The organism is Kitasatospora sp. NBC_01287, assembly GCF_026340565.1.
Classification (GTDB): domain Bacteria; phylum Actinomycetota; class Actinomycetes; order Streptomycetales; family Streptomycetaceae; genus Kitasatospora.
Genome location: NZ_JAPEPB010000002.1, coordinates 167,934 through 193,065, shown reverse-complemented (window position 1 = coordinate 193,065; position 25,132 = coordinate 167,934). Strand labels below are relative to the sequence as shown.

Annotated in this window: 19 protein-coding genes; 12 read left to right on the top strand and 7 right to left on the bottom strand. The window is 67.9% G+C overall.

What is annotated here, in order from left to right:
• Window positions 1-5: 5 nt before the first annotated feature.
• Window positions 6-1,337, bottom strand: a complete 1,332-nt coding sequence (locus OG455_RS37650; protein ID WP_266301264.1) for a DNA-binding protein — start codon at window positions 1,335-1,337, stop codon at window positions 6-8.
• A gap of 550 nt (window positions 1,338-1,887) precedes the next feature.
• On the opposite strand from OG455_RS37650, the gene OG455_RS37645 reads away from it, so the two are divergent.
• The 10 genes from OG455_RS37645 (at window position 1,888) to OG455_RS37600 (ending at window position 11,748) form a co-directional block, all read left to right on the top strand.
• A complete protein-coding gene (locus tag OG455_RS37645) occupies window positions 1,888-2,820 on the top strand; it encodes an SAM-dependent methyltransferase (protein ID WP_266301263.1) in 933 nt (310 codons plus the stop codon).
• A gap of 11 nt (window positions 2,821-2,831) precedes the next feature.
• On the top strand, window positions 2,832-3,791 hold the full coding sequence (locus OG455_RS37640) for a hypothetical protein (RefSeq protein WP_266301262.1): 960 nt from the start codon (window positions 2,832-2,834) through the stop codon (window positions 3,789-3,791).
• 64 nt (window positions 3,792-3,855) lie between these two features.
• Window positions 3,856-5,364: an amino acid permease gene (locus OG455_RS37635; protein WP_266301261.1), complete on the top strand. Its 1,509-nt coding sequence runs from the start codon at window positions 3,856-3,858 to the stop codon at window positions 5,362-5,364.
• Window positions 5,364-6,767 carry a glutamine synthetase family protein gene (locus tag OG455_RS37630; RefSeq protein ID WP_266301260.1) on the top strand — a complete coding sequence of 468 codons (1,404 nt, stop codon included), beginning with the start codon at window positions 5,364-5,366 and terminating at the stop codon, window positions 6,765-6,767. The genes OG455_RS37635 and OG455_RS37630 overlap by 1 nt, the downstream gene beginning before the upstream one ends.
• A 51-nt stretch (window positions 6,768-6,818) precedes the next feature.
• On the top strand, window positions 6,819-7,433 hold the full coding sequence (locus OG455_RS37625; RefSeq protein WP_266301259.1) for a hypothetical protein: 615 nt from the start codon (window positions 6,819-6,821) through the stop codon (window positions 7,431-7,433).
• Window positions 7,434-7,435: 2 nt separating this feature from the next.
• Window positions 7,436-7,924: a Mur ligase domain-containing protein gene (locus OG455_RS37620; protein ID WP_266301258.1), complete on the top strand. Its 489-nt coding sequence runs from the start codon at window positions 7,436-7,438 to the stop codon at window positions 7,922-7,924.
• 56 nt (window positions 7,925-7,980) lie between these two features.
• Window positions 7,981-8,880: a cyanophycin synthetase gene (locus OG455_RS37615; RefSeq protein WP_266301257.1), complete on the top strand. Its 900-nt coding sequence runs from the start codon at window positions 7,981-7,983 to the stop codon at window positions 8,878-8,880.
• Between the two features lie 173 nt (window positions 8,881-9,053).
• Window positions 9,054-9,662 (top strand): DUF5753 domain-containing protein, encoded by a 609-nt coding sequence (locus tag OG455_RS37610; protein ID WP_266301256.1) that lies wholly within the window; start codon window positions 9,054-9,056, stop codon window positions 9,660-9,662.
• A 241-nt stretch (window positions 9,663-9,903) separates the two neighbouring features.
• Complete coding sequence (locus tag OG455_RS37605; protein ID WP_266301255.1) at window positions 9,904-10,383, top strand: NUDIX domain-containing protein; 480 nt, start codon at window positions 9,904-9,906, stop codon at window positions 10,381-10,383.
• Between the two features lie 399 nt (window positions 10,384-10,782).
• A complete protein-coding gene (locus OG455_RS37600) occupies window positions 10,783-11,748 on the top strand; it encodes an IS5 family transposase (RefSeq protein ID WP_266290267.1) in 966 nt (321 codons plus the stop codon).
• Here OG455_RS37600 and OG455_RS37595 read toward each other — a convergent pair.
• Window positions 11,657-12,313 carry a hypothetical protein gene (locus OG455_RS37595; protein ID WP_266290265.1) on the bottom strand — a complete coding sequence of 219 codons (657 nt, stop codon included), beginning with the start codon at window positions 12,311-12,313 and terminating at the stop codon, window positions 11,657-11,659. The two genes, OG455_RS37600 and OG455_RS37595, sit on opposite strands and share 92 nt — an antisense overlap.
• A gap of 475 nt (window positions 12,314-12,788) precedes the next feature.
• Between OG455_RS37595 and OG455_RS37590 the strand changes: the two genes are divergently transcribed.
• A complete protein-coding gene (locus OG455_RS37590) occupies window positions 12,789-13,757 on the top strand; it encodes a hypothetical protein (RefSeq protein WP_266301254.1) in 969 nt (322 codons plus the stop codon).
• A gap of 142 nt (window positions 13,758-13,899) precedes the next feature.
• On the opposite strand, the gene OG455_RS37585 is transcribed toward OG455_RS37590, so the two are convergent.
• The 5 genes from OG455_RS37585 to OG455_RS37565 all read right to left on the bottom strand — a co-directional run bounded on the left by OG455_RS37585 (window position 13,900) and on the right by OG455_RS37565 (window position 23,817).
• The gene (locus OG455_RS37585; protein ID WP_266301253.1) at window positions 13,900-15,540 is read right to left on the bottom strand and encodes a protein kinase; all 1,641 of its coding nucleotides are present in this window, start codon (window positions 15,538-15,540) and stop codon (window positions 13,900-13,902) included.
• A 75-nt stretch (window positions 15,541-15,615) separates the two neighbouring features.
• Window positions 15,616-18,837: a type I restriction endonuclease subunit R gene (locus OG455_RS37580; protein WP_266301252.1), complete on the bottom strand. Its 3,222-nt coding sequence runs from the start codon at window positions 18,835-18,837 to the stop codon at window positions 15,616-15,618.
• A gap of 11 nt (window positions 18,838-18,848) precedes the next feature.
• Complete coding sequence (locus tag OG455_RS37575) at window positions 18,849-19,811, bottom strand: restriction endonuclease subunit S (protein WP_266301251.1); 963 nt, start codon at window positions 19,809-19,811, stop codon at window positions 18,849-18,851.
• A 245-nt stretch (window positions 19,812-20,056) separates the two neighbouring features.
• Entirely contained in the window at window positions 20,057-22,087 is a 2,031-nt protein-coding gene (locus OG455_RS37570; RefSeq protein ID WP_266301250.1) for a class I SAM-dependent DNA methyltransferase, read from the bottom strand.
• Complete coding sequence (locus OG455_RS37565) at window positions 22,084-23,817, bottom strand: N-6 DNA methylase (protein WP_266301249.1); 1,734 nt, start codon at window positions 23,815-23,817, stop codon at window positions 22,084-22,086. The genes OG455_RS37570 and OG455_RS37565 overlap by 4 nt, the downstream gene beginning before the upstream one ends.
• 170 nt (window positions 23,818-23,987) lie before the next feature.
• On the opposite strand from OG455_RS37565, the gene OG455_RS37560 reads away from it, so the two are divergent.
• On the top strand, window positions 23,988-25,118 hold the full coding sequence (locus OG455_RS37560) for a DUF6119 family protein (protein WP_266301248.1): 1,131 nt from the start codon (window positions 23,988-23,990) through the stop codon (window positions 25,116-25,118).
• The last annotated feature ends 14 nt before the right edge of the window (window positions 25,119-25,132 follow it).

Here is a 25,132-nt window from a genome sequence, read left to right as displayed (position 1 = left end):
CGACATCAGCCCCCGAGCGTGAGACGGTTCGCACCCGGGCCGACCTGCTTGGGCACGGATGCCCTGACGTACTCCTCCAGGTCCTCTCCGAGCGCGACGGCAGCGGTGGCGGTACGAAGGGGCTCGGTGGTGAGCAGATTTCGGACTTGGTGAACGCGTTCGACCAATCCGGCGATCCGGCGATCCGGCGGCAGCTGCGCGATCGGCATGATCATCTCCCGCGCGCCCTCCAGGTCGCCGGCGATGAGCAGAGCCGCTGCGCGGTCCGTTCGGGCCTCGGCCTCGATCCGGGGAGTCCGTCTTCCCGGCGGGAGCGCGGCCTGCAGATCCAGCACACGAGCGGTGTGCTCCTCGGCGCCGACGCCGTCGCGCAGGAGAAGGCACGTGGTTCCGTGCGATCGAGCGAGACGGGCGGCGTCGTGGTGGAACTCGCCGCCGATGCCGTCGTGGAGGTCATCCCTGTCGTCGTTGCAGTCGTCGAAGCTTGCGCGAATCGCTCGGGCCGCGCGGGCGGAGTCCCCGAGATGACCGTAGGCTCGCGCCTCGATCGCGAAGAGCCGTGCCCGGGCCGCTGCCCCGAGCCCTGGGTGCAACTGCGCCTGCCTGACGTGTTGCAGGGCCTCGGCAGGGCGGCCGTCCCAGTAGGCGAGGATAGCCAGCGTCCCGTCGGCGAATGCCCTGAGCGGCCCGTAGCGGGCGGCTTCGCCGTACGTTGCCGCCGAGCGAGCGAGCCGCGTCGCAGCCCCCAGGGAGCCGAGGTCGAAGGCGGACATCGCCAACAGCGCCGATACCTGGCCGGCGATGATCAGCAGCTCCTGGCGCTGGGTGGGGATCTGGGTTCGGTCCAGCATGCTCGCTGCGCTTTCCCGCAGCACCTTGAGATCGCGGAACGCGTCGAAGGGAGGCTTCTGGTCGTACGTTCGCGCCAGGGTGACGAGGTCGTCACGGAGCTGGTCCAGCGACATACCAGGCAGTGATTGGGAGGCAAGGGAGAAGGCGTGGTCGGAGGCGTCGCGTGACGTCATCGTGAGATCGCTTTCGAGGTCGTACACGGGTGGTGAGGTGAGGCTGCCGTCGGCCGCCGGAGCTAGCAGATCGGCCACCGGGACCTGGAACATGTGCTCCAACACCTGAGCCGAGTGGCCGCTCGGCTTCTCGACCCGGCCACCCGTCCACCGGCGATAGGTCGGCTCCGAGACCGTGAGGCTGTCGAACTTCGAGTCCGCCAGCCGCCTCCCCAGTTGCTTGGCCGCAGCCGAGAACGCCCGGTCGAAGTCCGAGTAGCTCCAGTGGCGTTGCTCTGCGAGAACCCACAGCAGCGTCCTGGTGGCTGTCATTCAGTGACACCTTCCATTCGTGCGACGCCCTGGGATCCGATGGCTTGTTCAGAGAAGAGAGCCAGTCCATCTCTTCACTGATACAGCCTCACATCGGTTCTGTGTAGCCGTTATCAGCCAAATGACATGGCAGTGATACCCGACGGCCTTGACAGTTCAGCAGATGATCGGCGCGCGAAGTGGTGGCGATACGGCAGGAAACAGGACAGTAGGTGGCCGACGAGCCGGACGGCCGCGGTCGGCTGCCATGCCGGGCCAGCCAATTGCGAAGCCGAACGTCCCGGGACGTCCCCCAATCGTCCCTCTCCGTAGTGACCCCGTCCATCGTCCGGCCGACAGCATTGACCCGATGTCGTTGGACGGCCCCAAGCTCTTCGCTGCTGCGGTTGCGTCCCACCAACTCGGCGCCACAGCAGGGAAGAACGGGCCGCGCTCGTCGTCCCACCGGCGCGGCCCACCCTCTACCACCCGCACGCCGCGTTACCCCCTTCGCGGCGTGCGGGTGCACCAATCAGTAACCCCGCAGCCCCCAGATATCGCCGAGGACACCATGGCCACCCTCCAGGAACCGCAGTCACCACCTCAGGCCAGACGGCGGCTGGTCACCACCGATGCTGCTCACACCGCCGTTCTGGCGCCGGCCTACCTGCACGACTGGGAGCCCGGCGCCCCGCTGGACCGGGCGCTGCCGGGCCGGATCGACCACCAGCTGCTCGGTGGGAAGGACGGCCTTCGCGGTGACCGCACCGCGGCGGAGCAACTGAGCGCCGCGGTACCCGGGTTCGCGGAGAGTGTGCGGGCTCGTCGGCGGTTCGTGGAACGCGCGTTGTGCCGCCTGGTGCGGGAAGAGCATATTCGGGAGGTGCTGGTCCTGGGAGCCGGGCTGCCGTCTCTGCCTCATCTGCACGAGGTGGTCCAGGCGGAGGACCCGCGAGGGCGGGTGGTGTACGTGGATCACGACCCGATCGTGCTGAGCCACCTGCGGGCCAAGCTGACCTGCCAGCTGCCAGGCCGTCTGGCGGTGGTCCGTGGACACCTTCGCGATCCGCAGCAGCTCCTGGACTCCGGTGCGGTGCGCTCGCTGCTGGCGGCCGGGCAGCCGGTGGCGCTGGTGCTCGAGTCCGCGTTGGAGTTCATCTCGGACGAGGAGGACCCGCGACTTCTGGTCGCCGAGCTGATGAAGGGACTTCCGCGCGGCTCGTGGCTGGTGCTCCTCCACGCCACAGCGGACTTCGCGCCGTCGTCCTGGCAGACGATCACCGAGATCTACCGCTCCCACGGAATCAAGATCTACCCCCGGTCACTGGAGCAGATTGCGGCCTTCATGGACCGCATGCTACTCGCGGCCCCCGGCCTGGTGGCAGTCAACCAGTGGTACCTGGATGAGCGAGCGCTCGCCGAGCTGGGCGACGCCGCCGTGTCGCGGTATGGGGCGATCGCCCGGCTCAGCGTGCCGGCTGCGGGTGCGGGCGGGGTGGCGTGATGGCGGTGCGAATGGACGATGAGGTGATCTTCCACCCGGCCGGCCTGGACGCCGAGTTACGTGGCGCGGTGACAGACCTTCAGGCGGGGCGGTGGATGTTCACCCGCGAGCTGCTGGCCCGCACCGGTACCGACTGGCCGCTGCGGACCGCGCGCAGCCAGGTGCTGGCCAGCGCGGCGGCACGATCGGACGTGCTGGAGCACTGGGCGCGCGAGGACCCGGACAACACCGACCTAGTGGTGCTGCGGGCGCGGGTGGCGGTGCTGCGGGCGCTAGCCGCAGCACAAGCGGGCCGCCCCGAGGCCGGCGCGATGCACGGCACAGCCCGTGAGGCGTGCTGGCAGGCGGCACGGATCGCCCCGGCCGATCCGGTTCCGTGGGTGGCGATGCTGGAGCTGGCCGTCCTCGACCCGGGCCAGTTGCTCAAGGAGCACGGCGGCGACCCTCCGGATGCGCTACTGCCCGCCGGCCCGTGGTGGTTACTCGCGCAGCTCCAGCGACGCGACCCGTACAGCCGTGAGGGCCATCACCGGATGCTGCGCTGGTGGCTGCACTGCGGCGGTCGCGGGTACGGACAGGACTTCGTCCACTGGCTGCTGGGCCACGCCCCGGCGGGCTCGCCCCTGCGGCTCCTGCCGCTCTACCTGCGCGTGGAGCGGTACCGCACCGCCCCGAGACGGGAGGCTCTGGTCAATCCGTGGATGCAGGAGGCGGGCATCCGGGACACCGAGTCGGTGTGGGAGCACTGGTTCCTCGGCCGGGCGAGCGAGGCACGGTCGGTGCCGGACCTGAGCCACCTCGCCCACGCGCTGTGGGCCGGCAACAAGAAGCCACAGGCAGCCCGGGTGTTCGAGGTCCTGGGGCCGCTGGGCTCCCGGCAGCCCTGGGAGAGCGTGGCGAACCCCAGAGGTGGTCACGCCCTTCTCCTGGACGCCCGCGGCCAGGCCGCCAGGGCCGTCTCCCGCACCTGAACCCCAAGCGCCCGAAGTACCGCACCGCCCGATTCCCTTTTCCTGAAACCTCGTTGGAGGAATTGTGTCCCGCACACACCGCGCTGCTCCGCCCGGCGCCGGCGATGACGACTCCCATCTGCAGTCCCTCGGGTACACCCCGGTCCTGGTGCGCCGCATGGGCGCCTTCGGGAACTTCGCGGTGTCCTTCTCGGTGATCTCGATCCTGTCCGGCTGCATGACGCTCTACGGCTTCGGCCTGACCACCGGCGGCCCGGCGGTGATGCTGTGGGGCTGGGTCGGGGTCGGCTTCATGGTGCTGCTCCTGGGCCTGGCATTCGCCGAAGTCACCTCGGCCTACCCGACATCGGGCGCCCTCTACTACCAGGCACACACGCTCGGCGGGCCCAAGTGGGGCTGGTACACCGGCTGGCTCAACCTCCTCGGGTTGCTCGGTGCGATCGCCGGAATCGACTACGGTGCGGCCCAGTTCACAGGCGCCCTGCTCCAGATGCAGTTCTCGTTCACCCCGACGCCCGGGAAGCTGTTCGTCATTTTCGCGCTGATCTTGCTGGTGCACGCACTGGTGAACCTGCGCGGGGTGCGGCTAGTCAGCGTCCTGAACGGCGTCTCGGTCATCTGGCACCTGGCGGGGGTGGCGGTGATCGTGGCCGTCCTGGCCCTGGTACCGGCCCACCACCAGTCCGCCGCCTTCGTCTTCACCCACTTCGCCAACGGCACCGGCTGGCACAGCTCGATGTACGTCGCGGCCGTCGGTCTTCTGATGGCGCAGTACACGTTCTCCGGCTACGACGCGAGCGCGCACCTGTCGGAGGAGACCACCGGGGCGTCGGTGGCAGCTCCCCGCGGGATCGTCCGCTCGATCTGGGTGTCCTGGATCGCGGGCCTGGTCCTGCTGGCCGGCCTGACCTTCGCCATCCAGGACTACGCCGGGACCGTCGGCACCGAGACCGGGGTGCCGCCCGCGCAGATCTTCCTGGACGCGGTCGGCTCGACCGGCGCCAAGCTCCTGCTGCTGATCGTGATCGGCGCCCAGCTGTTCTGCGGCGCCGCCGAGGTCGCCGCTGCCAGCAGGATGGCGTTCGCCTTCTCGCGCGACGGGGCGCTGCCGGGTTCCGCCTGGTGGCGCAAGGTCTCGCCGAGGACCGCGACGCCGGTGGCCGCGGTCTGGCTCTCGGTAGGCGTGGCTCTGGTGCTCACCCTGCCGGTGCTGTACTCGCCGTCCGCCTACGCGGCGGTCACCTCGATCAACGTCGTCGGGATCACGCCGGCGATCGCGATCCCGGTGTTCCTGCGTCTGCGTGCGGGGCGGCGCTTTCGGCCCGGTCCGTGGAGCCTGGGCCGCTGGAGCAAGCCGATCGGTGTCGTGGCCGTGGTGTGGGTCGCCTGCGTGACGCTGCTGTTCTGCCTGCCGCAGGTATCCCCGGTGACCGTCGACTCCTTCAACTACGCCGGCATCGCCTTGGTGGTGGTTCTGGTCGGCGCGGAGGTCAGCTACCGGGTGGCTGGCCCGCGCTACAGCATCCCGGTCGCCGACCGGGCGATGGCCGAGCTTGAAGCCGAGGTCGTATGATGACCACCGCACCGATGCCCACGCTGGGCACGGGTGCCCAGTTTCGCGGCCTGCTGACGCCGACCCAGTTCCGTGAGGCGGTGCGGATCGACGAGGTCCGGCAGGTACGGATCGCGACCATCGACCTGCAGGGCCGGCTGCGCGGCAAGACCTTCCCGACGGCGGGCGTCGTGGAGCGGCTGCTGGACGACACGATGCACATGGAAGGCTGCGGGTACCTGCTGGCCACTGACCTGGGCATGGTGGCGGCCGAGAGCTGGTGGCGCGACGGCTACCCGGATGTGCGTCTGGCCCCTGACGCCCGCACGGCGCGGGTAGTGCCATGGGTGCCGCACACCGCGCTGGTGCTCGCCGATCCACTGGATGCCACCGGGCAGCGCCTGCCGGTCGCGCCGGGCACGGTGCTGCGCGAGCAGCTCGCGGCGCTGGCCGGCCAGGGCCTGGAGATCAGGGTCGGATTGGAGAGCGAGTTCGTCGTCTACCACGCCTCGGACGAGGACCAGGCGGCGCAGCAGGGTGCGAGGGTGCGCACCCTGCTGCCAGTGACCGGCCCGGGGCGGGACTACGCCTTCGACCTGCCGGAGAAGGTGGCCCAGTACCTCGCGCGTCTGACCTCCGCGCTGGAAGGCGCCGGGCTGCCGGTGGAGGCCGTCAAGGCCGAAGGCGCCCCTGGCCAGCTGGAGGTCACCTTCCCGTACGGGGATGCGACGGCGGCGTGCGAGCAGCACGTGCTGTTCAAGGAGGCCGCTCGCGCGCTCGCCGCCCGGCAGCACATGGCCGCGACGTTCATGGCTGCGCCCGACGACTCGACAGGTGCCGGGCTCCATCTGCACCTGTCGCTGTGGCGGGAGGACCGGCCGGTGCTCGCCCACCCGGACCGCCCCGAGGAGCTGTCGCCGCTCGGTCAGCACGTGGTGGCCGGCCTGCTCGGCGCGTTCCCGGATCTGATGCCTCTCCTCGCGCCGTACGTCAACTCCTACAAGCGCTACCGGCCGTACTCGTTCGCGCCGACGAGGTTCGCCTGGGGCCGCGACAACCGCACGTGTGCGGTGCGGGTGGTCGGGCACGGCCCGGGCCTTCACCTGGAGGTGCGGCTGCCCGGCGCGGACGCCAACCCCTACCTGCTGGTGGCCGCGGCCGCGGCAGCCGCCCGCTGGGGGATCGAGGAGCACCTGGCGCCGCCGGCGCCGGTGTCCGGTGACGCCTACCGGCAGACCGCCGCCCCGTGCGTGCCGCTGTCGCTCGGTGAAGCCGTTGACGCGTTCGAACACAGCGCCCTGGCCGTCGAGCTGTTCGGCGAGAAGGTCATCGCCCACTACGCGCTGGCCGCCGACGCCGAGCTTCGCTTCCACGAGCAGCACGTCAGCGACCTGGAAGTTCAGCGCGGCTTCGACCAGGCATGACGACCTGGCGCTGTCACCCCCTTTCCGACCGACGACTCAGGAAGACACCCGGTGCCATCCCTCCACCCGTCCCCACCCAGCGGCGAGTGCCTGCTGCTCGACCCGCGCCCGTCCCTGGCGGTCCTCGTGGCCGGCCCGCCCGGCACCGCGCACACCTTGGCCACCGCCCTGAGCGATAACCCGCTGCGACCGGTCACGGAGCTGCTGAGCGTCACCGCCCCCGGCAGCGGCCTGAGCGAGGACCCCGATGCCACGGTGACGCTCAGCCTGGGCCGCATCGCCCTGGAGCGGGCAGCTGTGACGCTCTTCGCCGTCCCTGACGAGGAGCGGCTGTGGTTCCGCTGGGAAGAGCTGCTGTGCGCCGCCGACGCCGCACTCGTCGTCGCCGACCCCCACAATCCGGCCTCCTCCCTGGCCACGACCGAATACCTCCACCGGCGCCGCATCCCACTGGCCGCGGTCATCAACGAGCCCGGCCCCGCGTGGCCCGGCACCAAGGCAACCGTCCGCCGGGCCCTGCACCTGAACGACCCGCGCATCCCCCTCATCACGGCCGACATAACGCAGCACGGCACCGCGATGAGCTCCCTGACCGCCCTCGTCCAACACGCCCACGCAACCGCTGCCAGCGCAGAAGCCATCGCGTTCCCGCAGCAAAGGAGCTGACCATGGACCCCCTCGACTACACCGGTCCCGCACTGCTGGCAGCCCCGCACCTGATCGGGATCGCAGATCCGGGTATGCCGGGCCTGGCTCAAGTGCTGGCCGAGCGCGGCGCCCGCCCCACCGGCTGCGCCCACCCCCAGGACGTCCCCGACCATCTGGCCGCTCTCGGGATCGGTGTCCTGCCCGGACACGATCGCGGCCACGTGCGCGCCGACATGTCCGCCCTCGTCGCCTCGGGGGCGAACTCGCTGGCCCGCGGCGCCGAAACGACGCGCGCCCAGGACATGGGCCTGCCGGTCCTGGACCACGCGGACGCGCTGGGCCTGCTGATCGCCGCCGCCCCGACCTCGATCGTGGTGGCCGGCAGCCACAGCACCACGCTCACCGCCGGGGCACTCACCGCCGCCCTGCACTACGCAATCCGGCCTGGACGCTGCTCGCCCCGCCTGTCGGACAGCCTGCCGGGCACCACAGCGGCGGCGACCTGCTGATCACCGAGCTCGGCCCCGACGCCGACCTCGGCGGATGCTGCGCACCCACGCTGACCGTGATCACCGCCGTCACGGCGAACCCACCCCACTTCGACAACCACGACGCCGCGCTGGAGGAACTGGAGGCACTGGCCCGCCGCAGCCAGATCGTGGTGCTGCCGACCTGGGACAGCGGCTGCGCCCAACTCGCCCAGCGCCTGGCCGAGCACCAGCCGGGCCCGCGGGTGGTGAGCGTCGGTCAGGTCCGCGGCAGCGATCTGCGGATCACCAAGCTCACCACGGACGGCGCTGGTAGCACCCTGACGCTGAGCGACTGGGAGGGCAGGACACACGCGCTGCGCCTGCCGCTGCCCGGGCGCCACGCGGCCACGGCCGCAGCGTTGGCGATGGCTGCCGCCCTCGCCCTCGACGCCGACCCCGGCGACCTGGGGCGTGGCCTGGAGCAGTACCGCGGCATCGAGCGGTCCCTGACCGTCCTGGGGCGCCAAGAGGGCGTCACCGTGATGGACTCCCTCGCCCGGCACCCGGTCGAGATCGCTGACGACCTCAAGGCCGCCCGCTCCCTGACGACGGGCCGGCTCGTCGCCGTCTTCGAACCCTCCCATTGGTCGCGCACGCTCGCCCAGGCCAAGGACATCGGCGCCGAGCTCGCCGCCGTCGACGAACTGGTGCTGCTGCCGCTGTACGACCGGCGCCGGGCCGACAACCCCGACCTGCCCACCGGAACCGGCGCCATCGCGCGCGCTGCCACCATCGGCGGCCTGGACAACCACCTCCACACCCCCGACCTGCCCGGCGAAGACCTCCCCGCAGCCGGCGTCGAGCACCTGCTCGCCAAACTCGCTGGCCCCCGCGACACCGTCCTGCTTATGGGCAGCGGCCACACTGTGGGGCTCGGCCCCCGGCTGCTGTTCGCCCTCGCCGCGCCCGATGCCCCCGTCCCTCGCGACCTGTAGTTGAAGTCCCATACTCGCGCGATCTTTCAGACGCTCGGTGCCGAGCGCTGCTGCCATGCCGTCGTGCTTGCGACACGGTTCGGCCCGGTGCCCGTCCCTGAGATCGACCCGACTCCGGCCCAACTCTGCCCGACAGCTGAGTCCCCAGCGCCCACCATCAACGGGAGCCACCCGTGTGCCCTGAACCGCCCCTCGCCCCGGCCAGCAAGGATCATCTGCTGCAACGCGGTACCGGCCCCACCCAGCAGGCGTACCTAGACCTGACCAGCGGAGCCAGGCACCAGGCCGTCTACTGTCCCGACCTTATCTGGGGCGCCTGCCAGATCCCCGAGTACGCCCGCGCGGTCCTGCGCAGCGTCGCCGACTTGCACCAGCTGCCCGATGACATCGAGGCCGGCCTCGACGCCCGCCTCGCCCGCGCCCGGTACCTGGGTGAGGCATACCGCACTCACGACGTCCTGCTGGGGGAGCAGGCGCTGCTGACCGCCATCGAGCCCGCGGTGATGCGTGCCCAGCTGCGGCACCTGCTCGAGGTGCTCGACCGCCCTGGTCTGACCGTCACCGTCATCCCCGCTCGCGCCCGACTGCGCGTCTACCCGGGCGGCGGATTCACGATCTACGACGGGAGCCGGGTCGAGACCGAGGGCTACGCCGGCCCGCACACGATCACCGGCCCGGACGGCGTCACCCTCTTCCAGCGCGCTTTCGACCTGCTGCGTGACAGCGCTCAGGGAGCGCCCGCCGCACGCGACTTCATCACCTGTGCTCTCCGGCTCATCTGACCGACTGGCGCCGCACCGACGGCCTCGGCCCGCCGCTCGGCCGCAGGCCGGCCTCGAACTGATGTTGCCACGATCGGGTGACTCCCGAGCCGACTTGCTACCGCCCAGGCCCTCGACTGCCAGGATCGTCATCTCGAAAGCCGACACGAAGGGATCCGCAACCGCCCCTACCGTTTGCCCTGTTGTACGAGCAGTCCGTCCAGTTCTGATCTCCACCAAGGAAGTTGGGAACACCATCGTGATGACTCTTCGTCAGGCCGTCAGCACCATCGTTCACGACCAGGCCACCGGACGGGTCGCCGTCATCCACTACGCGAACGACAGTTGGGCCAAGACGCCAGCGTTCACGATCCCGGGAGGAAAGGCGGAGGAGGGTGAACGGCTGGATGAGGCGGCGGCACGCGAGGTCCTGGAGGAGACCGGTCTGATTGTTGATCCGCAGAAGCTGAGCCTGGTGCACACGATCCAGGTCAAGGCAGGGTGGGACGGCCGGGGCCCGTTCCTGCTGTCCGTCTTCGCCACGACGACCTGGCAGGGCGAGCTGACGAACACCGAGCCGGACAAGCACGTGTCCGTCGCGTGGGCACCGGTCGATGCTCTGCCCACCCCGATGTTCCCCACCTCGCACAAGGCGCTCGTCGCCTACCTGCACGGAGGGCGCGGCTTCTCCACGCACGGTTGGGACGCCGACGCCGACCCCCGCGCCCTGGTCGGAGCCTGACCCGTGGCTGGGCGGCACCGGCGCCCAAGCAGCCGGGACAGGGACGCCCACTCGGCGGGCACCGACCTCAGTCTGCGGGCGATAGCGAGCGGTCGGGCCGTTTTCGAGGACGGAGTGGTCACACTGCACGGCGCCCAACACCCGTTCCTGTACCGCCACGTCCACCTGCCCGACGGCTCAGTCCAGCGCATGTTGGTGCGCCTCGACGGCTGCCTGCTGGAGTTCCCGCCACCCGACCGCCCTCAGTAAGAGCGTTGTGGTGAACCGTGCGGCGTTCGAGGTTTGCAGGTGGGGAGGGTGAGCGTTCGCACGCAGGTGCCCGTGACCGCTTGGGCGTGAAGCAACGGGCCCCTTGGTAGAGAGCTGGTTGTCGAGACCGCTTTCGCCCGAGGAGGCCCGTTGCCCAACCAGTTCAGCACTCCCGGTGCCGGCGAGTCCACTGCGCTCACTCCGGGGTGTGACTGCTACGTGCACCTGTACGGGGCGATCGGGGAGGGGCACCGCGCGCCGCGCTACGACAGCGACATGACGGACGCCGAATGGGCGGTGATCCGCGGCGCGATGCCGATGCCCGCCTGGCTGGAGGGGAAGGGCGGACGCCCTGAGGCGCACTGCCACCGGGGGGTGATCGACGCGGTGCGCTATCTGGTCGACAATGGCGTCAAGTGGCGCAATCTGCCTGCGGACTACCCCTTCTGGCGGGCGGTGTACGACTTCTTCCGCCGCTGGCGCCGCCACGGCTACATCCGCGAGCTCTACCAGCGCTTGCGCCGCACCGAGCGCAAGAAGCAGGGCAAGGCGACGGAGCCGAGCGCGGGCATCATCGACTCTCAGTCCGTGGACGGCTCGGAGACCTGTCCGGCCACCTCACGCGGCTTCGACGGCGGCAAGCTGCGCGACGGGCGCAAGCGCCACGTCCTGACCGACACCGGCGGACTGCTGCTGGAGGTCACCGTCACCGCGGCCAACGTGCACGACTCCAAGGCCGCCCCGGAGTTGCTCGAGGCATTCATGGCCGAGCCCGGACGGCTGCTCGAACTCGTGTGGACGGACTCCGCCTACCAGGGCCAGGAACTGGCCGACGCCTTCGCCGCGCACGGGGTGAGAGTGGAGGTGGTCAAGCGCACCGACGGAACCAAGGGGTTCAGGGTACTGGCGCGCAGGTGGGTGGTGGAGCGCACGCTCGGCTGGCTCTCGCGCTCGCGGCGCCTGAACCGCGACCACGAGCGCCGCGACGACCACCACGTGCAGATGGTGTGGTGGGCCGCCTCGATCACCCTCGGCCGGCGGATGGCCCGCCAGCGCCTGCACTGGCCCGAGTTCCGCCCGCACCGGCTCCCCGCGCCGGGCCCGGCGCGGGGATGAACAACCCGCCCGGCACCCGCCCCAGCCAGCCCCTGGCCTGCAGCGCATAGGCCCGGTGACGGACCTTCTCGATCTCCTTCAGCCGCTCTGCGTCCCGCCCCAGCGCGACAGTCAACGCCTTGACCGCCACCGGGGCACCCGCACCCGCGACCACATCGAAGACCTGCCGATAGGCCCCGGCCAGCACCTCCACGCCCAGGCCCGGCTGCCACGCAGGCGGCCGCGGATCGTAACCCGTCCGCAGGACCGAAGGCACCGCGGGCACTGCCGGCTCCGGCACGCCGTCCCCCGCCTCGTGCGGCGGCTGCGGCGGCACTTGCGGTGCCGTCACCGGCGCCAGCGCGCGAGCGGTGGGCGTCACCGCAGTCAGCGGCTGCACCATCACGGCCTCGGCCTCCTCCGCCAGCGCACGCAGCACCTCCTCCCGGCCGATCCGCGCACACTCCAACCGCTCCTGATGGACAGCCACCTGCTCCTGGGCCTCGCGCAGCAGCTCCTGCCAGGCATCCAACTCTTCCCGGGCCCGCGCCTCACGACGCTCCAGCAACGCAATCACCGACGGCACGAACGACACCTCCACCACCGACCCAACCAACCGTCAGCTGGCTGCCCTGAAGAAGCCATCCACACACCACCGTGCTGAGGAAACCGCAGCTCATCGAGCTACAGAGCGGTTCACCACAACGCTCTAAGGCGACTACTTCGCCCAGACCCTTCCCGCCATCCTGTGGCCCACACTCGCTGCCGATAGCCGTCGTCGGCCGTAACGACCGACGCAGGTCAATCGTCCGGTTCTGGGGCTGGCCTGTCCAGGTGGTGCCTGTGGCGGCTCATTACCGGTGTCCTACCGAGCCAGCACGAACTACTCCCCACCGCACGACTATTGGCACGGACCGCTCCACCATTTCAGGGGACACTACCCTCAGCCACGGAGGAATGCCTACTCTAGTGGTGGACAACTGACCTACCCTCACTTCAAGCCTGTCACGCCGTCGCCCCGCACGGCCGGCTCAGCTGCCACCGGAAGGATCACCATCCCCGTGCCGAGCCATGCCGACGTCCTCGCCGCTTTCACCCGGGGCCGCCTGGCCGTCGAGGACCATGTCCGGGAAAGCGCCCTGCAGGACCGCGAGTGGGGCGAGGAAGAAACCACCGTTCAGCTACTGATGAAGGCACACCCAGAGGTCCGCTATGTTGAATTCGCGCGGACACACGAAGGTCAGGTCGGTGCGGACTGGCTTTGGTGGTTCGTCGACCTGACTGGCGAATGCTTCGGCCTTCTCGTCCAAGCCAAGAAGCTGAAGCCCATCAAAACGGGATTCACCGTCGATTTCAAGCACCCCGACAACACGAGCAAGCAGATGGCTGATCTCCTCAGGACCGCCGACCGCTTCAATGTGCCAGCCGTCTACGCTCTCTACTGCGGCGATCTGACATACCGGGGCGGGGCCCGCCACTGCCCGGCCTGCGCCTCCCGGCAGGAGGGGGTTCCTCAGGTCGACCCATCCTGCCTACGTTGCGAGCGCGCCAGCATCCTTCTGCTTCCCGCCCTAGCGGCCCAGCAGCTGGCTGTGTGCGCCCCACGTCAAGCGGGTCTGAAGGCTTTCTCTATCGGGCTCCCACTTGAAGACGCCATCGACCGGAACGTCTTCACCCCCGAGATCAAGGACTCGAACCTGTACCAACTCCGAGGCGAGCTCCGAAAGTTCTTGGAGGACCGGCAATACGGCCCTCGAGAGATCGCCAAGGCCATCTTCGATATCGTCTCGAAAATGGGGAGCGGGGTCTTCGATCAGGTCATGGAACGCGAGCTACCTATGATCCTGAACCGGGATGCGGTCTTCCGCACCGTGCCTGCGGACCGTGCATATTTCTCCGCGCCGTACTACGCCGACGTCCTATGCGGCCTCCGGCGGAGGCTTCCTAAGTACGTCGAGCCCGTCATGAACGGAGCCGGGCCACCCGTCGGGGCTGAGCGCCTCGCCGGCATGGTCCTCGTCCATCTCTGATCTCTTCAGACCCGGCCCGACGCGCACGGGTCTTCAAGCGACGATGATGAGACCGGGGCAGCCTCCGCACTGGCTTCCACGCCCCCGGTGTACCCGTCTAGCACCGATCAGCGAACCTGTTGCATAGCTCCTCTCCTAGCAATTAGCCCAGGTCTCGGCGAAGGCGGTGGAGATAGGCGTCGATCTGCGCTAGCCCTGGCCAATCGCTTCCCCGCAGGTGGGAGGTCTCCGTTCGGAGTCGGTCGCCGATGTCCAGTGCCTGGGGGAGGTTTTCCGTCGCTGCATACAGACTCATGAGCCGGGCGAGGGTATCCAGGTGGCGGTTGACGGCGTCCTCGTCGTCGGAAGCAGGCGTGTTCTCCGCGACATGGTCGAAGGCCCGAATGGCGGCGCTCGCTTCACCAAGTTCCATCCGGCACTGCGCGGTGTAGTACCAACACAGCTGTGCTTGCTCGTCGTCACCGTCATAGCGGTTCGTGTATTCGTGGGCGAGGGGCTCGAACAGGGCGAGGGCCTCGCGGTGGCTTCCGGCCAGGAACTTCACTTGGGCGAGGCTGAACTGCATGCCTTCCCTGAGCTCTGGATCCGTGGCCCTTGCGATGGCGCTATCCAGAACGTCGACGGCCTGGGTGAACTGGCCTTCCTGAGCCAGCCGAGCCGCACGGTCCGAAATCGCGTCTGCCTCTTGCTCGGCCAATGCGACGGCGCCTTCCTGCACCGCTGCGGCAGGAACCGCGAGTGGCGAGGGAACAACCACGGTGGGCGTGTAGGAGGCAACGACGCCGGCAGTGCGCGGCCGACCACCAAAGGGGCGGAGGAACGGCAGTCGAGGGTCGAGGACACCATCGCCGGTCGCAGCGAGGGTTTGGGCGTTGACATGAACGAGGGGCAAGAGAGCGTCATAGACCTCCATCGCGCCCATGCGCTGCTCGGATTCCTTGGTGAGCATCGCCAAGAGCAGAGCCTCGATGTCGACCGGCACGTCCGGGCGCAGGGTGCGGATCGGCGGGGCTGGGGTGTGGACGTGGTGCCACATGTGAGAGCGACTGTCGTCGGGGGTGAAGGGTGGCTTCCCGGTCAGGAGTTCGTGGAGTACGCAGGCGAGGGCGTAGACGTCGGCGGCGGGGCCTACGGCGTTCGCTAGGCTCTGCTCGGGTGACATGTAGGGCGGGGTTCCCACGGTCATGCCGACCTGGGTGAGCCGGGGCAGGGTGCCGACTCCGCGCAGGGCGGCGACGCCGAAGTCGAGGACCTTGACTACCCCTCCAGGGGTGATCATCAGGTTGGAGGGCTTGATGTCGCGGTGGACGACGTCGTGGTGGTGCACGGTGTCGAGGACGGAGGCGATCTGGGCGCCGACGGCCGCGGCCCAGGAGACGGGGACCGTCTCGTGTTCGTAGTCGGTTTCGTCGATGAAGGTCTGCAGTTCTCGGCCCTGGAGGAGCTGCATGACCACGAACAGGCGTCCGCTGGCCTCATCAGTGCCTGTGTCGAAGACAGCGGGAACACCAAGGTGTTCGATGCCGGCGGTGATCTGGACCTCGCGCAGGAAACGGGCGCGGCGGGTCTGCAGGGTCTCTTCGAAGGCCGCGCCCTGGAATCCGGGCGGAAGCGGGCTTTCGGCCAGCATCATCTTCACCGCCACCCGGCGGTCCAGGCGTTCATCGTACGCCTGCCAGACCTCACCCATGCCGCCCGCACCGATGGGGGAGTGCAGCCGGTACCGGCCCGCGATGATGCGGGCCGGTACTCCTGGCTCGGAGGGCGGCGTGCCGTGCACCATGCGCGGTGCCTCTCTGCATGGGCGGAGCGCAACCACTCCACCGGGCCTATTACGTGACGTATTGTCAAGTAAAGGCTATGCGGTTGGTGGCTCCGCGCGACGGCTTCCGGTGGACTTCAGTTCGGCGGCCCGCTGTTCAGTGGCCCGGCGCTCGGCTTCGCGCCGGACCGGGCGACGGATGAGCTGGTAAGCCTGCTGGGTCGCGACCTGCTTGAACAGGCGGTTGACGTTGGCGTCGTCGAAGTATCGGACCATGAGCGCGTCGTTGGAGGCCGCCTGGTCGATGACGATCCGGTCGAGGTCCTTCTCGAGCTCCCCGCCGAAGACGTCCTGATCCTGGTGCAGCGCGATGGCCCGCAGTTCGGGGTCTTCGCTGACGGCGACCACCAGCTGGCCGAGCAGGATCTGGTCGGTGGTGGACAACCCGGTTCCGTATTCCGCGTTGACGGACTGAATCACCTCGGCCAGCGACATCTCCTCCGCCTCGGCCACTGCTCCGCCGGCTTCGGGCACCAAGCCTGGCAGGAGCTGTGCGCCGGCTGCCTCCAGGCGCAGTTCGGGGGTACCGGTCTGCGTGATGCGCATGTGGCTCGGGACTGCGGCACCGATGTCCGCGCCGGCACTGCGCACGGGTGCGGGCAGACGACGCAGCAGGAAGCGCCCGTACTGGTAGAGCCGTTCCAGCTCCAGGTTCTCGAAGCCGATCACGTGGGAGAGCCAGCCGTACGCCTTGGTGTAGGACTCCAGGGCGCGGCGGAACTCGGCCGCAGTGTCGGGCTCGGTGGCGTTGAGGGCGTTGAAGCGGTCCAGGGCCGGCTGGAGGTAGCCGTAGAGCCGGGCGTGGGCCTTCATGATGGCCGTGTCGGTCGCTGTTCCGCCCTGGAAGGCGGCGAAGTACGCCGTGACGAACGCGTCCATCTCTGCTTGCACCAGGAGCTGGTAGGCCATGACCTCGCGTTCGCGGTCGAACAGCAGGTTGGGGTCGGTGGGCTCGCTGATCGACGCCTCGTAGTACTGCTGGAACGCCTGTTGGATGTCCTCGGGGCGGTTGGCGAAGTCGAGGATGAACAGATCCTCGGTGGTCTTGAGGGGGTGAGTGCGGTTGAGTCGGGACAGCGTCTGCACCGCGGCCAGCTTCACCAGGATCTTGTCCACGTACATGGTAGTCAGCAGCGGCTGGTCGAAGCCGGTCTGGTACTTCTCGGCGACGACGAGGATCCGGTGTTCGGGCTTGGGGACGGAGGGCGGGTTCGGGTCGTCAGCGCGGGTGTAGCCGAATCGGGCGGGCAGTTCACGTTCGGGGAAGCCGTTGAGCTTGGGTTCGGTGTACTCGATCCCGTCGAGGGTCAGTGCCCCGGAGAACGCAACAAGGGTGCCGCAGTCAGTGAAGCCGCGCTGATCGATGTAGGCGCGCATAGCCTGGTACAGCCGCACGGCGTGGTCACGGCCGGAGGTGACCACCATCGCCTTGGCCCGACCGCCGAGGCGCGGGCTCGAATGCAAGCGGAAGTGGTCAACGATGATTTTCGCGCGGGAGGCCATCGACGCTTCCGACATCAGCGCAGCCCTCACCAGCTTGGAGCGGGCCTTACGCGGATCCACCTGCTGCTCGGCCGCGTCGGCGGCGGCCTCCTGCAGCTTGAAGTAGGTGGCGTAGGTGATGTAGTTGCCGAGCACGTCGAGGATGAAGCCCTCCTCGATGGCCTGCCGCATCGAGTAGACGTGGAATGGTCCCTTCTCCTGCTCCCCCGAGCCGGCGTTGGGGTAAGGGGTGCCGAACAGGTCGATCGTCTTGGCCTTGGGCGTGGCAGTGAACGCGAAGAAGGAAAGGTTCGGCTGCTTGCCGCGAGCCAGGGCCGCGGCCGTCAGCGGGTCACCGTCTTCATCCACCGCGTCGGAGCCAAGACGGCCCAGCGCCTTCTTCAGCGCCGCTGCGCTCTCCCCGCCCTGTGAGGAGTGCGCCTCGTCGATGATCACCGCGTAGCGCTGTCCACCCAGCCCCGCGACCTTGTCCAGGACGAAGGGGAACTTCTGCACCGTGGTGATCACGATCCGGGCCGTCGGCCCGGTCAGCGCGTCCGCGAGCTGCTGGGAGTTCTCGTCGATCCGTACGACCACGCCGGCCTTGTGGTCGAACTGGTAGATGGTGTCCTGGAGCTGCTTGTCCAGCACCCGCCGGTCAGTGATCACGATGACCTTGTCGAAGACCAGCTTGTTCGCCCCCAAGCCTGAGGCGAGTGCGGTCGGCGCGATCAGCCCAAGGTCGTGGGAGGTGTGCAAGCTCGACAGGTGGTGCGCCAGCCAGGCGATGGTGTTGGACTTGCCCGAACCGGCGGAGTGCTGGATCAGGTAGTTCTCCCCCGAGCCGTGGCGGGCCGCGTGTGCGATGAGCTTGCGCACTGCGTCCCACTGGTGGAACCGCGGGAAGATCAACGGTTGCGTGTGCGCACTGCCGGGCTTGTGCGAGGGCGCCCTGCCGGCCTTCGCTGCGGCGTCCTCCACGTGCAGGAAGCGCTGCAGCAGTTCCAGCCAGTTGTCCCGCGCCCATACCCCGTCGAAGAGGTAAGAGGTGGGATACGACCCGTCTGTAGGTGCCGGGACATTGCCCGCCCCGCCAATCTGACCGGGGCCACCGGAGCCGGTGTTGAAGGGCAGAAAGCGGGTCGCGTCCCCGGCCAGGCGGGTCGTCAGAAATGCCAGCGTCGGATCGACCGCGAAGTGCACCAGACTGCGCTTCGCGAAGAACAACTCCTTCGGGTCTCGGTCCCGCCGGTACTGCCGCTTGGCCTCCTCGACGGTCTGGCCGGTCAGCCCGTTCTTCAACTCCACGGAGGCGACCGGCAGTCCGTTGAGGAAGAACGCCATGTCGAGGGTGTCGGACGGGCGCGAGGCCGAGTAGTGGAACTGGCGCACGAACGTGAGCTGGTTGGCGTCGTACTCGTCCAAGGCATCGCTAGCGAGAGTGTGCGCGGGACGGAAGTACGCGAGCTGGATCTTTACGTTCCGGTCGTTCACGCCCCGCCGCAGGACATCCAGCAGCCCTCGCGAATCGATCTCCCGCGCCACCCGCTTCGCGAACCGGCCGATGGCCTGCTCCTCCTCCTCGCCATAGGCGGCCTGGAGCGCCAGCCAAGCGTCGTTCTGCGACGCCCCGAGGAACACGGCAAGCTCCGAGGTGTCGATCCCCAGCGCACGGTCGTAGGTGTTCGCGAGCCCGCGCTGCCAACCGCTGCGCAGCAGCGCCGCCTCGACGGCGTTCTCAAATGCCTTCTCGGTGTAGACGCGCGCATCGTTCATCTGAATCCCCCTCAGAGAGCGTGACCGTGCGCAGAGCGCTCGGCAGTGGTGACGTCGAGCCGTCCCGTGACGGCGGCGGTAATCAGTGCCTGGCGGCGCTCAGCGAGGAGCGCAAGTTGACGGTCTGTGCGTCGGACCAATTCCGTATGGCCCTGCCGCCCCTCTTCCACCTGACCGGCGACCCTCTCTTGCTCATTGGGATCCGTGGGCCACCGAACAGAAAAATTCGACAGATCTTCCATCCCAAGCGTGGGCTGGGCAGAGTCCGACCCAGTAGCAAGAACTGCCTGACGGTCAAATTCACCCGTAGCAATCCAGGCGGTGAAAAGACTCGCATCGACATTCGGTTTCAAGCGAATCGAACAAACGGCCCTAGCAACGTTGGCGCCGGCAAGTTCATCCGGCACGATAGCCGCTCTACCCAGGGTTCCAACCACGCTAAGGAGAATGTCGCCCGGCATGGTGATTGTTCTCGCGTATTGACTTGAGAGACTTACTGGGATTCGCAGCAATCCACTTGCCCGCCCCGAAAGGTCCAGCAGGTCATTGACGCGAATAAAAGGAACTCCATCATCCTCGAAAACAGGGACAAGCACTCCATAGCGCGGTCGCGCCCGAACGAGATACTTGACCTTAGTCCATTCCCCTGACGAACACTGTCCGAGAGCCTTCTCGGCATACACGGCCTGCCGAGTGCGGATCGCATCCCGCTGACGAGAACGGAGATCCACCAGTTTGTCGATGAGAGAGGTTTCTCCGTCGAGGAAGTCAGCGATGCGCCGTTGCTCGTCGAGCGAGGGCAGCGGAATGGAGATCTCGGCAAAATCCTCCCAATAGAGGCGCCACTGCGCTGGCCTAATTCCCTTAGACCGGCGACCAAACTCAGAAATGAGGAGTGCAGACCTCAGCAAGTGGTGAAGAAATCCGGGATGGACGGATCGATCAATTGTGCAAACCAGGTAGTCTGGACTCACGATCCCATGATGCCGGGAAACGCCAAGAGATCCCTGCCAAGCCTTCATCTTATTGATCACAAGATCGCCGGGACGGACCTCTTGGTATCGCGATAGATCTAGAGGAGTCTTGTTATTGTTGTCATCTCGCGAATTCTTCGGAATGACTCCGTGATCTCGGTAGACCGATAGGACTTGCAGATGCGTACAGCCAGTCACCTCTCGGGGGCGCAGCGCGTATCGAATCTTAGTCTGAGCTGGGTTCATCAGCCGGTCACCTCCCCGAGCAGCGCCTGAATCTCGGCCTCCAGCGACTTGAGTTCCGCGTCGATCTCCGGCAGCGGCCTCGGCGGGGTATAGACGTAGAAGTGACGGGTGAACGGGATCTCGTACCCCGTCTTGAACCGCTCCACCTCCTTCGTCTTCGGGTTACGGGTCTCCGCGATCCAGGCGTCCGGGACATGAGGCAACACCTCGCGGGCAAAATATTCGTCGATGTCCTCGCTCAGCGGGACGTTCTCGTTGTCGCGCAGGTCGGCGTCAGCCTCGGGTTTACCCTTGATGAGTTGGACTTCACCCTCGGGGTCTGTCACGCCCAGTGCGTCCCGCATGGCCTTCTGGAACGTTGCGACGGCGGGCCACAGCACGCCCTCTTCCACCATGGCCGTGCGCAGCGCGTCCCATGCCTCAGCTTTGGTGGACCACTGCGATCCGAGCAGCGGCTTAAGCGCGGCGAGCAGCATCTCGACCACCGCCTCGCCGCCGACTGACTTCTTCACGGCAGCTGACGCGCCGAGCTGGGTGAGGCTGTTCTCGGTCAGCTCAAAGCGGAGCTTGAGCGGCCGGTCGACAGTGATGCGCTGGTAGCCGAAGTCCCGGTTGGCGAAGACCTTCACTCGCCTGTGGTCCGGATGGGCCTCGTCACTGACGATGCTAAGCGCGTCGCGGTAGATGCCGCAGATGTGTCCGATCTGGGCACGGGTAATCTCCTTACGCTTCTCGCCGAGCGACTTGCGCATCTTGGACCACTGGTCGCGGGCATCAAGCAAGATCACGTGGCCCTTGCGGTCGGTAGGCTTGCGGTTGGTGACGATCCAGAAGTACGTGGAGATGCCGGTGTTGTAGAAGATCTGGTCCGGGAGGGCGACGATCGCCTCCAGGTAGTCGTGCTCGATGATCCACCTGCGGATCTCCGACTCGCCGGACCCCGCACCACCGGTGAAGAGCGGGGAGCCGTTGAAGACGATGGCCAGCCGGGTGCCGCCAACCTCGTCGCCGGCCGCGTCCCTCTTCAGCGGCTGCATCTTGCTCATCATGTGCTGCAGGAACAGCAGCGAGCCGTCGTTGATCCGGGGTAGGCCGGCGCCGAAGCGGCCGTCGTATCCCCGGTCCTCGTTCTCCTGACGGACGACCTTCTCGACCTTCTTCCACTCCACGCCGAAGGGTGGGTTGGCCAGCATGTAGTTGAAAGTCTCGCCCTCGTGGCCGTCCTGGCTGAAGGAGTTGCCGAAGCGGATGTTCTTGGCGGTGTGGCCCTTTAGCAGCATGTCGGAGCGGCAGATGGCGTACGACTCGGCGTTGAGCTCCTGTCCGAACAGGTTGACGCGCACTCTCGGGTTCAGCTTGCGGATGTGTTCCTCGGCCGCCGAGAGCATGCCTCCGGTGCCGCAGGCCGGGTCGAGGATGTTGACGACCTGGCCCTCTCCGTTCAGCCGGTCGTCGTCTGGGGCGAGCAGCAGTTCGACCATCAGCTCGATGACCTCGCGGGGGGTGAAGTGCTCACCGGCAGTCTCGTTGGAGGCGTCGGCGAACTTTCGGATCAGCTCCTCGAAGACGTAGCCCATGTCGTGGTTGTCCACGGCTTCGAAGCTCAGGTCCAGGCCGGCGAACTTCCGCACCACCTGGTAGAGCAGGTCAGCGTTGTCCAGCCGGTCGATCTGGAGGTGGAACTCGTAGCGGTTGATGATCTCGGTGGCCTCGACTGAGAAGCCGCGGATGTAGTCCCTGAGGTTCTTCGCCACGTTGGCCGCGTCGCTGCTGATGGTGTCGAAGGTCTGCTCGGAGAGGTTGTAGAACTTGAGCTTGGACGCAGCCAGCAGCAGTCCGTCCTTGTTCTCTCCGGTGTAGGAGGCGGCCCGGTCCCACACAGCCTGCCGGGTCGGCTCCATGACGCAGTCCAGCCGGCGCAGCACAGTCAGCGGCAGGATGACCTTGCCGTACTCGGAGCGCTTGTAATCTCCCCGCAGCAGGTCGGCCACCGACCAGATGAAGTCAGCCAGTTCCTGGTTCTTACTCAAAGCGTCCTGCCCTCTTCCCGCCGCACTGCGTCGTCTCCGTCGGTCGTCGTGATCTGCTGCCTGATGCCGCCCGAGTCAAGCGCGGGCCCTGGGTCGAGCGCGCCGCTGGTGAGGCCGTCGCAGGCGAGCCGCGCGGCTCGGTCTCCTATCTTGGCAAGTTCGGTGAGTTCGCGCTGGAACGTGCCCAACAAGCGAAAGGCGTTTCCGTAGCGCTGTTGCGCCTCAATGTCCATACGCGGCAAGCGCGCTGAGCGAAGGTCCGCTCGGAACGTACCCGAGGACGAGGTGCTGCGGCGGGTGTTCGCCGGACTGGCTGCGAAGCCCCGCACATAGTCCGGGTCCAGCTGGTCACTGGTGGAGGTGAGTTGCTCGCCGTCGAGAGTGACTAGACCAGCGGTCAACAGGTCGCTCACCGCCACTGGTACACCCTCATCCAGGTCGCCGGCATCGCTCCGGGCCGACAGCTCCGGTAGCAGGTTCCGCAGTCTGCGCAGTTGTAGATCGAGTTCGCCTCGCAGCGCGACGTACTCTGCCGCGTAGTCGGGTTCTGGCTCGCGGACATAGCGGCCGGGTGTGAGGTCCACGTCATCGTCGAGCAGATCGATCAGCGGCACCCAGACCTCCTGGTGCGGCTTCGGCTGCCACGGTCCGTCGGAGCTGCTGGCGCCGAGGTCCACCATTCGCACCGTCGTCGCGCCGTTTCCGGGGGCGGAAGGCCGGCTCAGCATCCACACGTGCAGCGGGAGAGCATGGCTAGCCGCGAGGCCCGGCGGCAGAGCCACCACCGCGGTGACGCAACCGCGACGCACCAGTTCCGCGCGAATCCGCCGACCGGATCGGCGGTGGGCGACCGACGCCGGCAAAACGACCACGGCCCTCCCCCCAGGGGCTGTGTGGTGGTAGCAGTGCTGGAGCCAAGCGAGCTCACTCTCTCCACGCGAGGGCACCCCAGCCTCCCAGCGCGGATCGACGAGCAACTGCTCGCGACCCCAGTCGGCCACGGCAGTTGGCGGCTCGCACACGACCAGGTCCGCGCGAAGGTCCGGAAAGGCGTCAGCCCGAAGCGAGTCGCCCTCCGCCAACCGAGGTGGTGTCGCCCTCGAGGCGGCGGACAGGCCCACACGCACCCGGGCCAGACGAACCGCATCCGCTTGCATGTCCTGGCCCAGCCTGCTGCGCACCTTGCCGCCACCCACCGCGACCAGGAGGGATCCGATACCGCACGCCGGATCGAAGACGGTGCCGGTGGTCTCGCCCGCAAGCTCCCCCACAGCTCGGGCGAGTTGCAGCGTCGAAGATCCGTCCAACGCGGCGCGGGCGGTGGAATCCAACAGACGGGCGACAAGTCCGTCCATCGCCTCGGCAGGAGTCCGCTCCGCGAGCAGTCCCTCCATCGCCTCGCGCGCAGAGCCGTCCTTCAGCCCGATGCCCTCCCCAAGGAGATGCTCGCCAACGGCCGCCAGCGCTCCAACCATGTCGACCCCGAAGGCGGTGCGAAGCGCCTGCCACAACCGGACCTCGCTGTTGACCTCCCGCCCTTCGCGCTGTCCGTCCAGCCACCGCTGCACCTCAACGAGCGAGAACAACGGGCTGGCCGCCGTGCCGCCGACAGGCGCCGGGAAGTCCGGGCGACGCCTGCGCCAGTTGGAGACTGCGGCGCGCGTCACCCCGGCCAACCGTGCGATCTCCGCAGCGGTGGCCGTGGGGTCGGGGACGTCGTCTTCAAGCATGACGTCACCGTACACCATGGCCAGCCATTCTTGAAGTTACATCTTGTTGACAGCGCCAACAGACTTTGGCTACCTTCATTATCGACGCACTGCTGCTGCCATTCGGCCGGTCAGCGCGCAAGAGGCAGTGCAGCTCATGTCCGCCGAAGGCAAGAGACAAGGAGCGCGACGTGGATGCCAAGCAGCAGAACACCGGAACCCGGAAGTCCACCCTGCACCGACTCACCGTTCCCGATGGGCGGCCGGTAGACCTCCGGGCCCTCGTGCGCCCCCGCTACCTCAGCCGCCCGGGCTACCAGGTCCGCGATTTCTCCCGAGAGGGCGTCACCGGACTACTGGTGAACGGGGGGATCCCCCGGGACCGGGCCGACTGGTGCCCGGCCGTTGAACGGATCACCGGCCTGGAGGTCAAGGAGCGCAACCACTCCGCCGCCGGCCTCGTCCTGATGCGGACCGAGCGCGGCCTGTATGCCCTGAGCTACGGCGTCGGCCAGCACATGCTCGACCCCTATTACCGGGACGACGAGTTCGGGCTGGAGTTCGCTACCCGATGCCTGGACGAGGACGGCATCATCAAGGTCCGCAATCAGATCATGGACGGCCGAGGGCGTGTTGATGAGTACTCCGTCGCCCGTGGCGAGCGCATCGACGGCTTCGGGCTCGACCGATTCGGCGCGGTCGTCCGCCGCATCTGCGGAACGGTCAGCGGCATTGCGTTGACATCGCTGCCTTCCGGGACCTCCAAGCACGTCCGGGTCGAGTGCTCGGAGTCGACCATCAAGCTGCCGCTGGCCACCACTCCAGAGGAGTTCCTCAGCGACTTACGCGCGATCGAAGAGGTGTGCGCCCGAGCGGACCCACTACCGGAACTGCGCTTCGTGGACCGACTGCACACCTTGGACAACCGAAGCCGCAAGGCGGTGGACGCTCGGACCGCCCTGGAGGCCATGCTGGCTGATACCAGCCACCCCCGGCTGACCTTGGGAGTTCCCGAAGCCTGCCAAGAGGGCTTCGGCTCTGCGCAGGCATTCCGCATCACCCTGGGTAGCCGAAGCGAAGATGTCTTCGACCTCGACCTCCCCGTCCTCCTCCAGTTCGTCTCGGACAAGGCCGAAGGTGATCGCATGAAGGCGCTCAGCCAGGTGCGCGTCGTCATGTTCAGCGACGACGACCTTAAGACGCCAGCCGGCGCGGCGACCAGCGGCAAGGAGTGGCTCATCGCGGACGTCCCTGTCGGAACGACGCGGTACTTCTACCCTCTCTGTCAGCCTTGGGTGAGACGTCCCGCTTTGTCGGGTTAGCCTGAGAGGGCCCG

What these genes read in the sequence shown, in the direction of transcription:
- OG455_RS37650 (WP_266301264.1), bottom strand. Translation starts at nt 1,337, where the DNA reads ATGACAGCCACCAGGACGCTGCTGTGGGTTCTCGCAGAGCAACGCCAC.
- OG455_RS37645 (WP_266301263.1), top strand. Translation starts at nt 1,888, where the DNA reads ATGGCCACCCTCCAGGAACCGCAGTCACCACCTCAGGCCAGACGGCGG.
- OG455_RS37640 (WP_266301262.1), top strand. Translation starts at nt 2,832, where the DNA reads ATGGACGATGAGGTGATCTTCCACCCGGCCGGCCTGGACGCCGAGTTA.
- OG455_RS37630 (WP_266301260.1), top strand. Translation starts at nt 5,364, where the DNA reads ATGACCACCGCACCGATGCCCACGCTGGGCACGGGTGCCCAGTTTCGC.
- OG455_RS37620 (WP_266301258.1), top strand. Translation starts at nt 7,436, where the DNA reads ATGGACCCCCTCGACTACACCGGTCCCGCACTGCTGGCAGCCCCGCAC.
- OG455_RS37605 (WP_266301255.1), top strand. Translation starts at nt 9,904, where the DNA reads ATGACTCTTCGTCAGGCCGTCAGCACCATCGTTCACGACCAGGCCACC.
- OG455_RS37585 (WP_266301253.1), bottom strand. Translation starts at nt 15,540, where the DNA reads ATGGTGCACGGCACGCCGCCCTCCGAGCCAGGAGTACCGGCCCGCATC.
- OG455_RS37580 (WP_266301252.1), bottom strand. Translation starts at nt 18,837, where the DNA reads ATGAACGATGCGCGCGTCTACACCGAGAAGGCATTTGAGAACGCCGTC.
- OG455_RS37565 (WP_266301249.1), bottom strand. Translation starts at nt 23,817, where the DNA reads ATGCTTGAAGACGACGTCCCCGACCCCACGGCCACCGCTGCGGAGATC.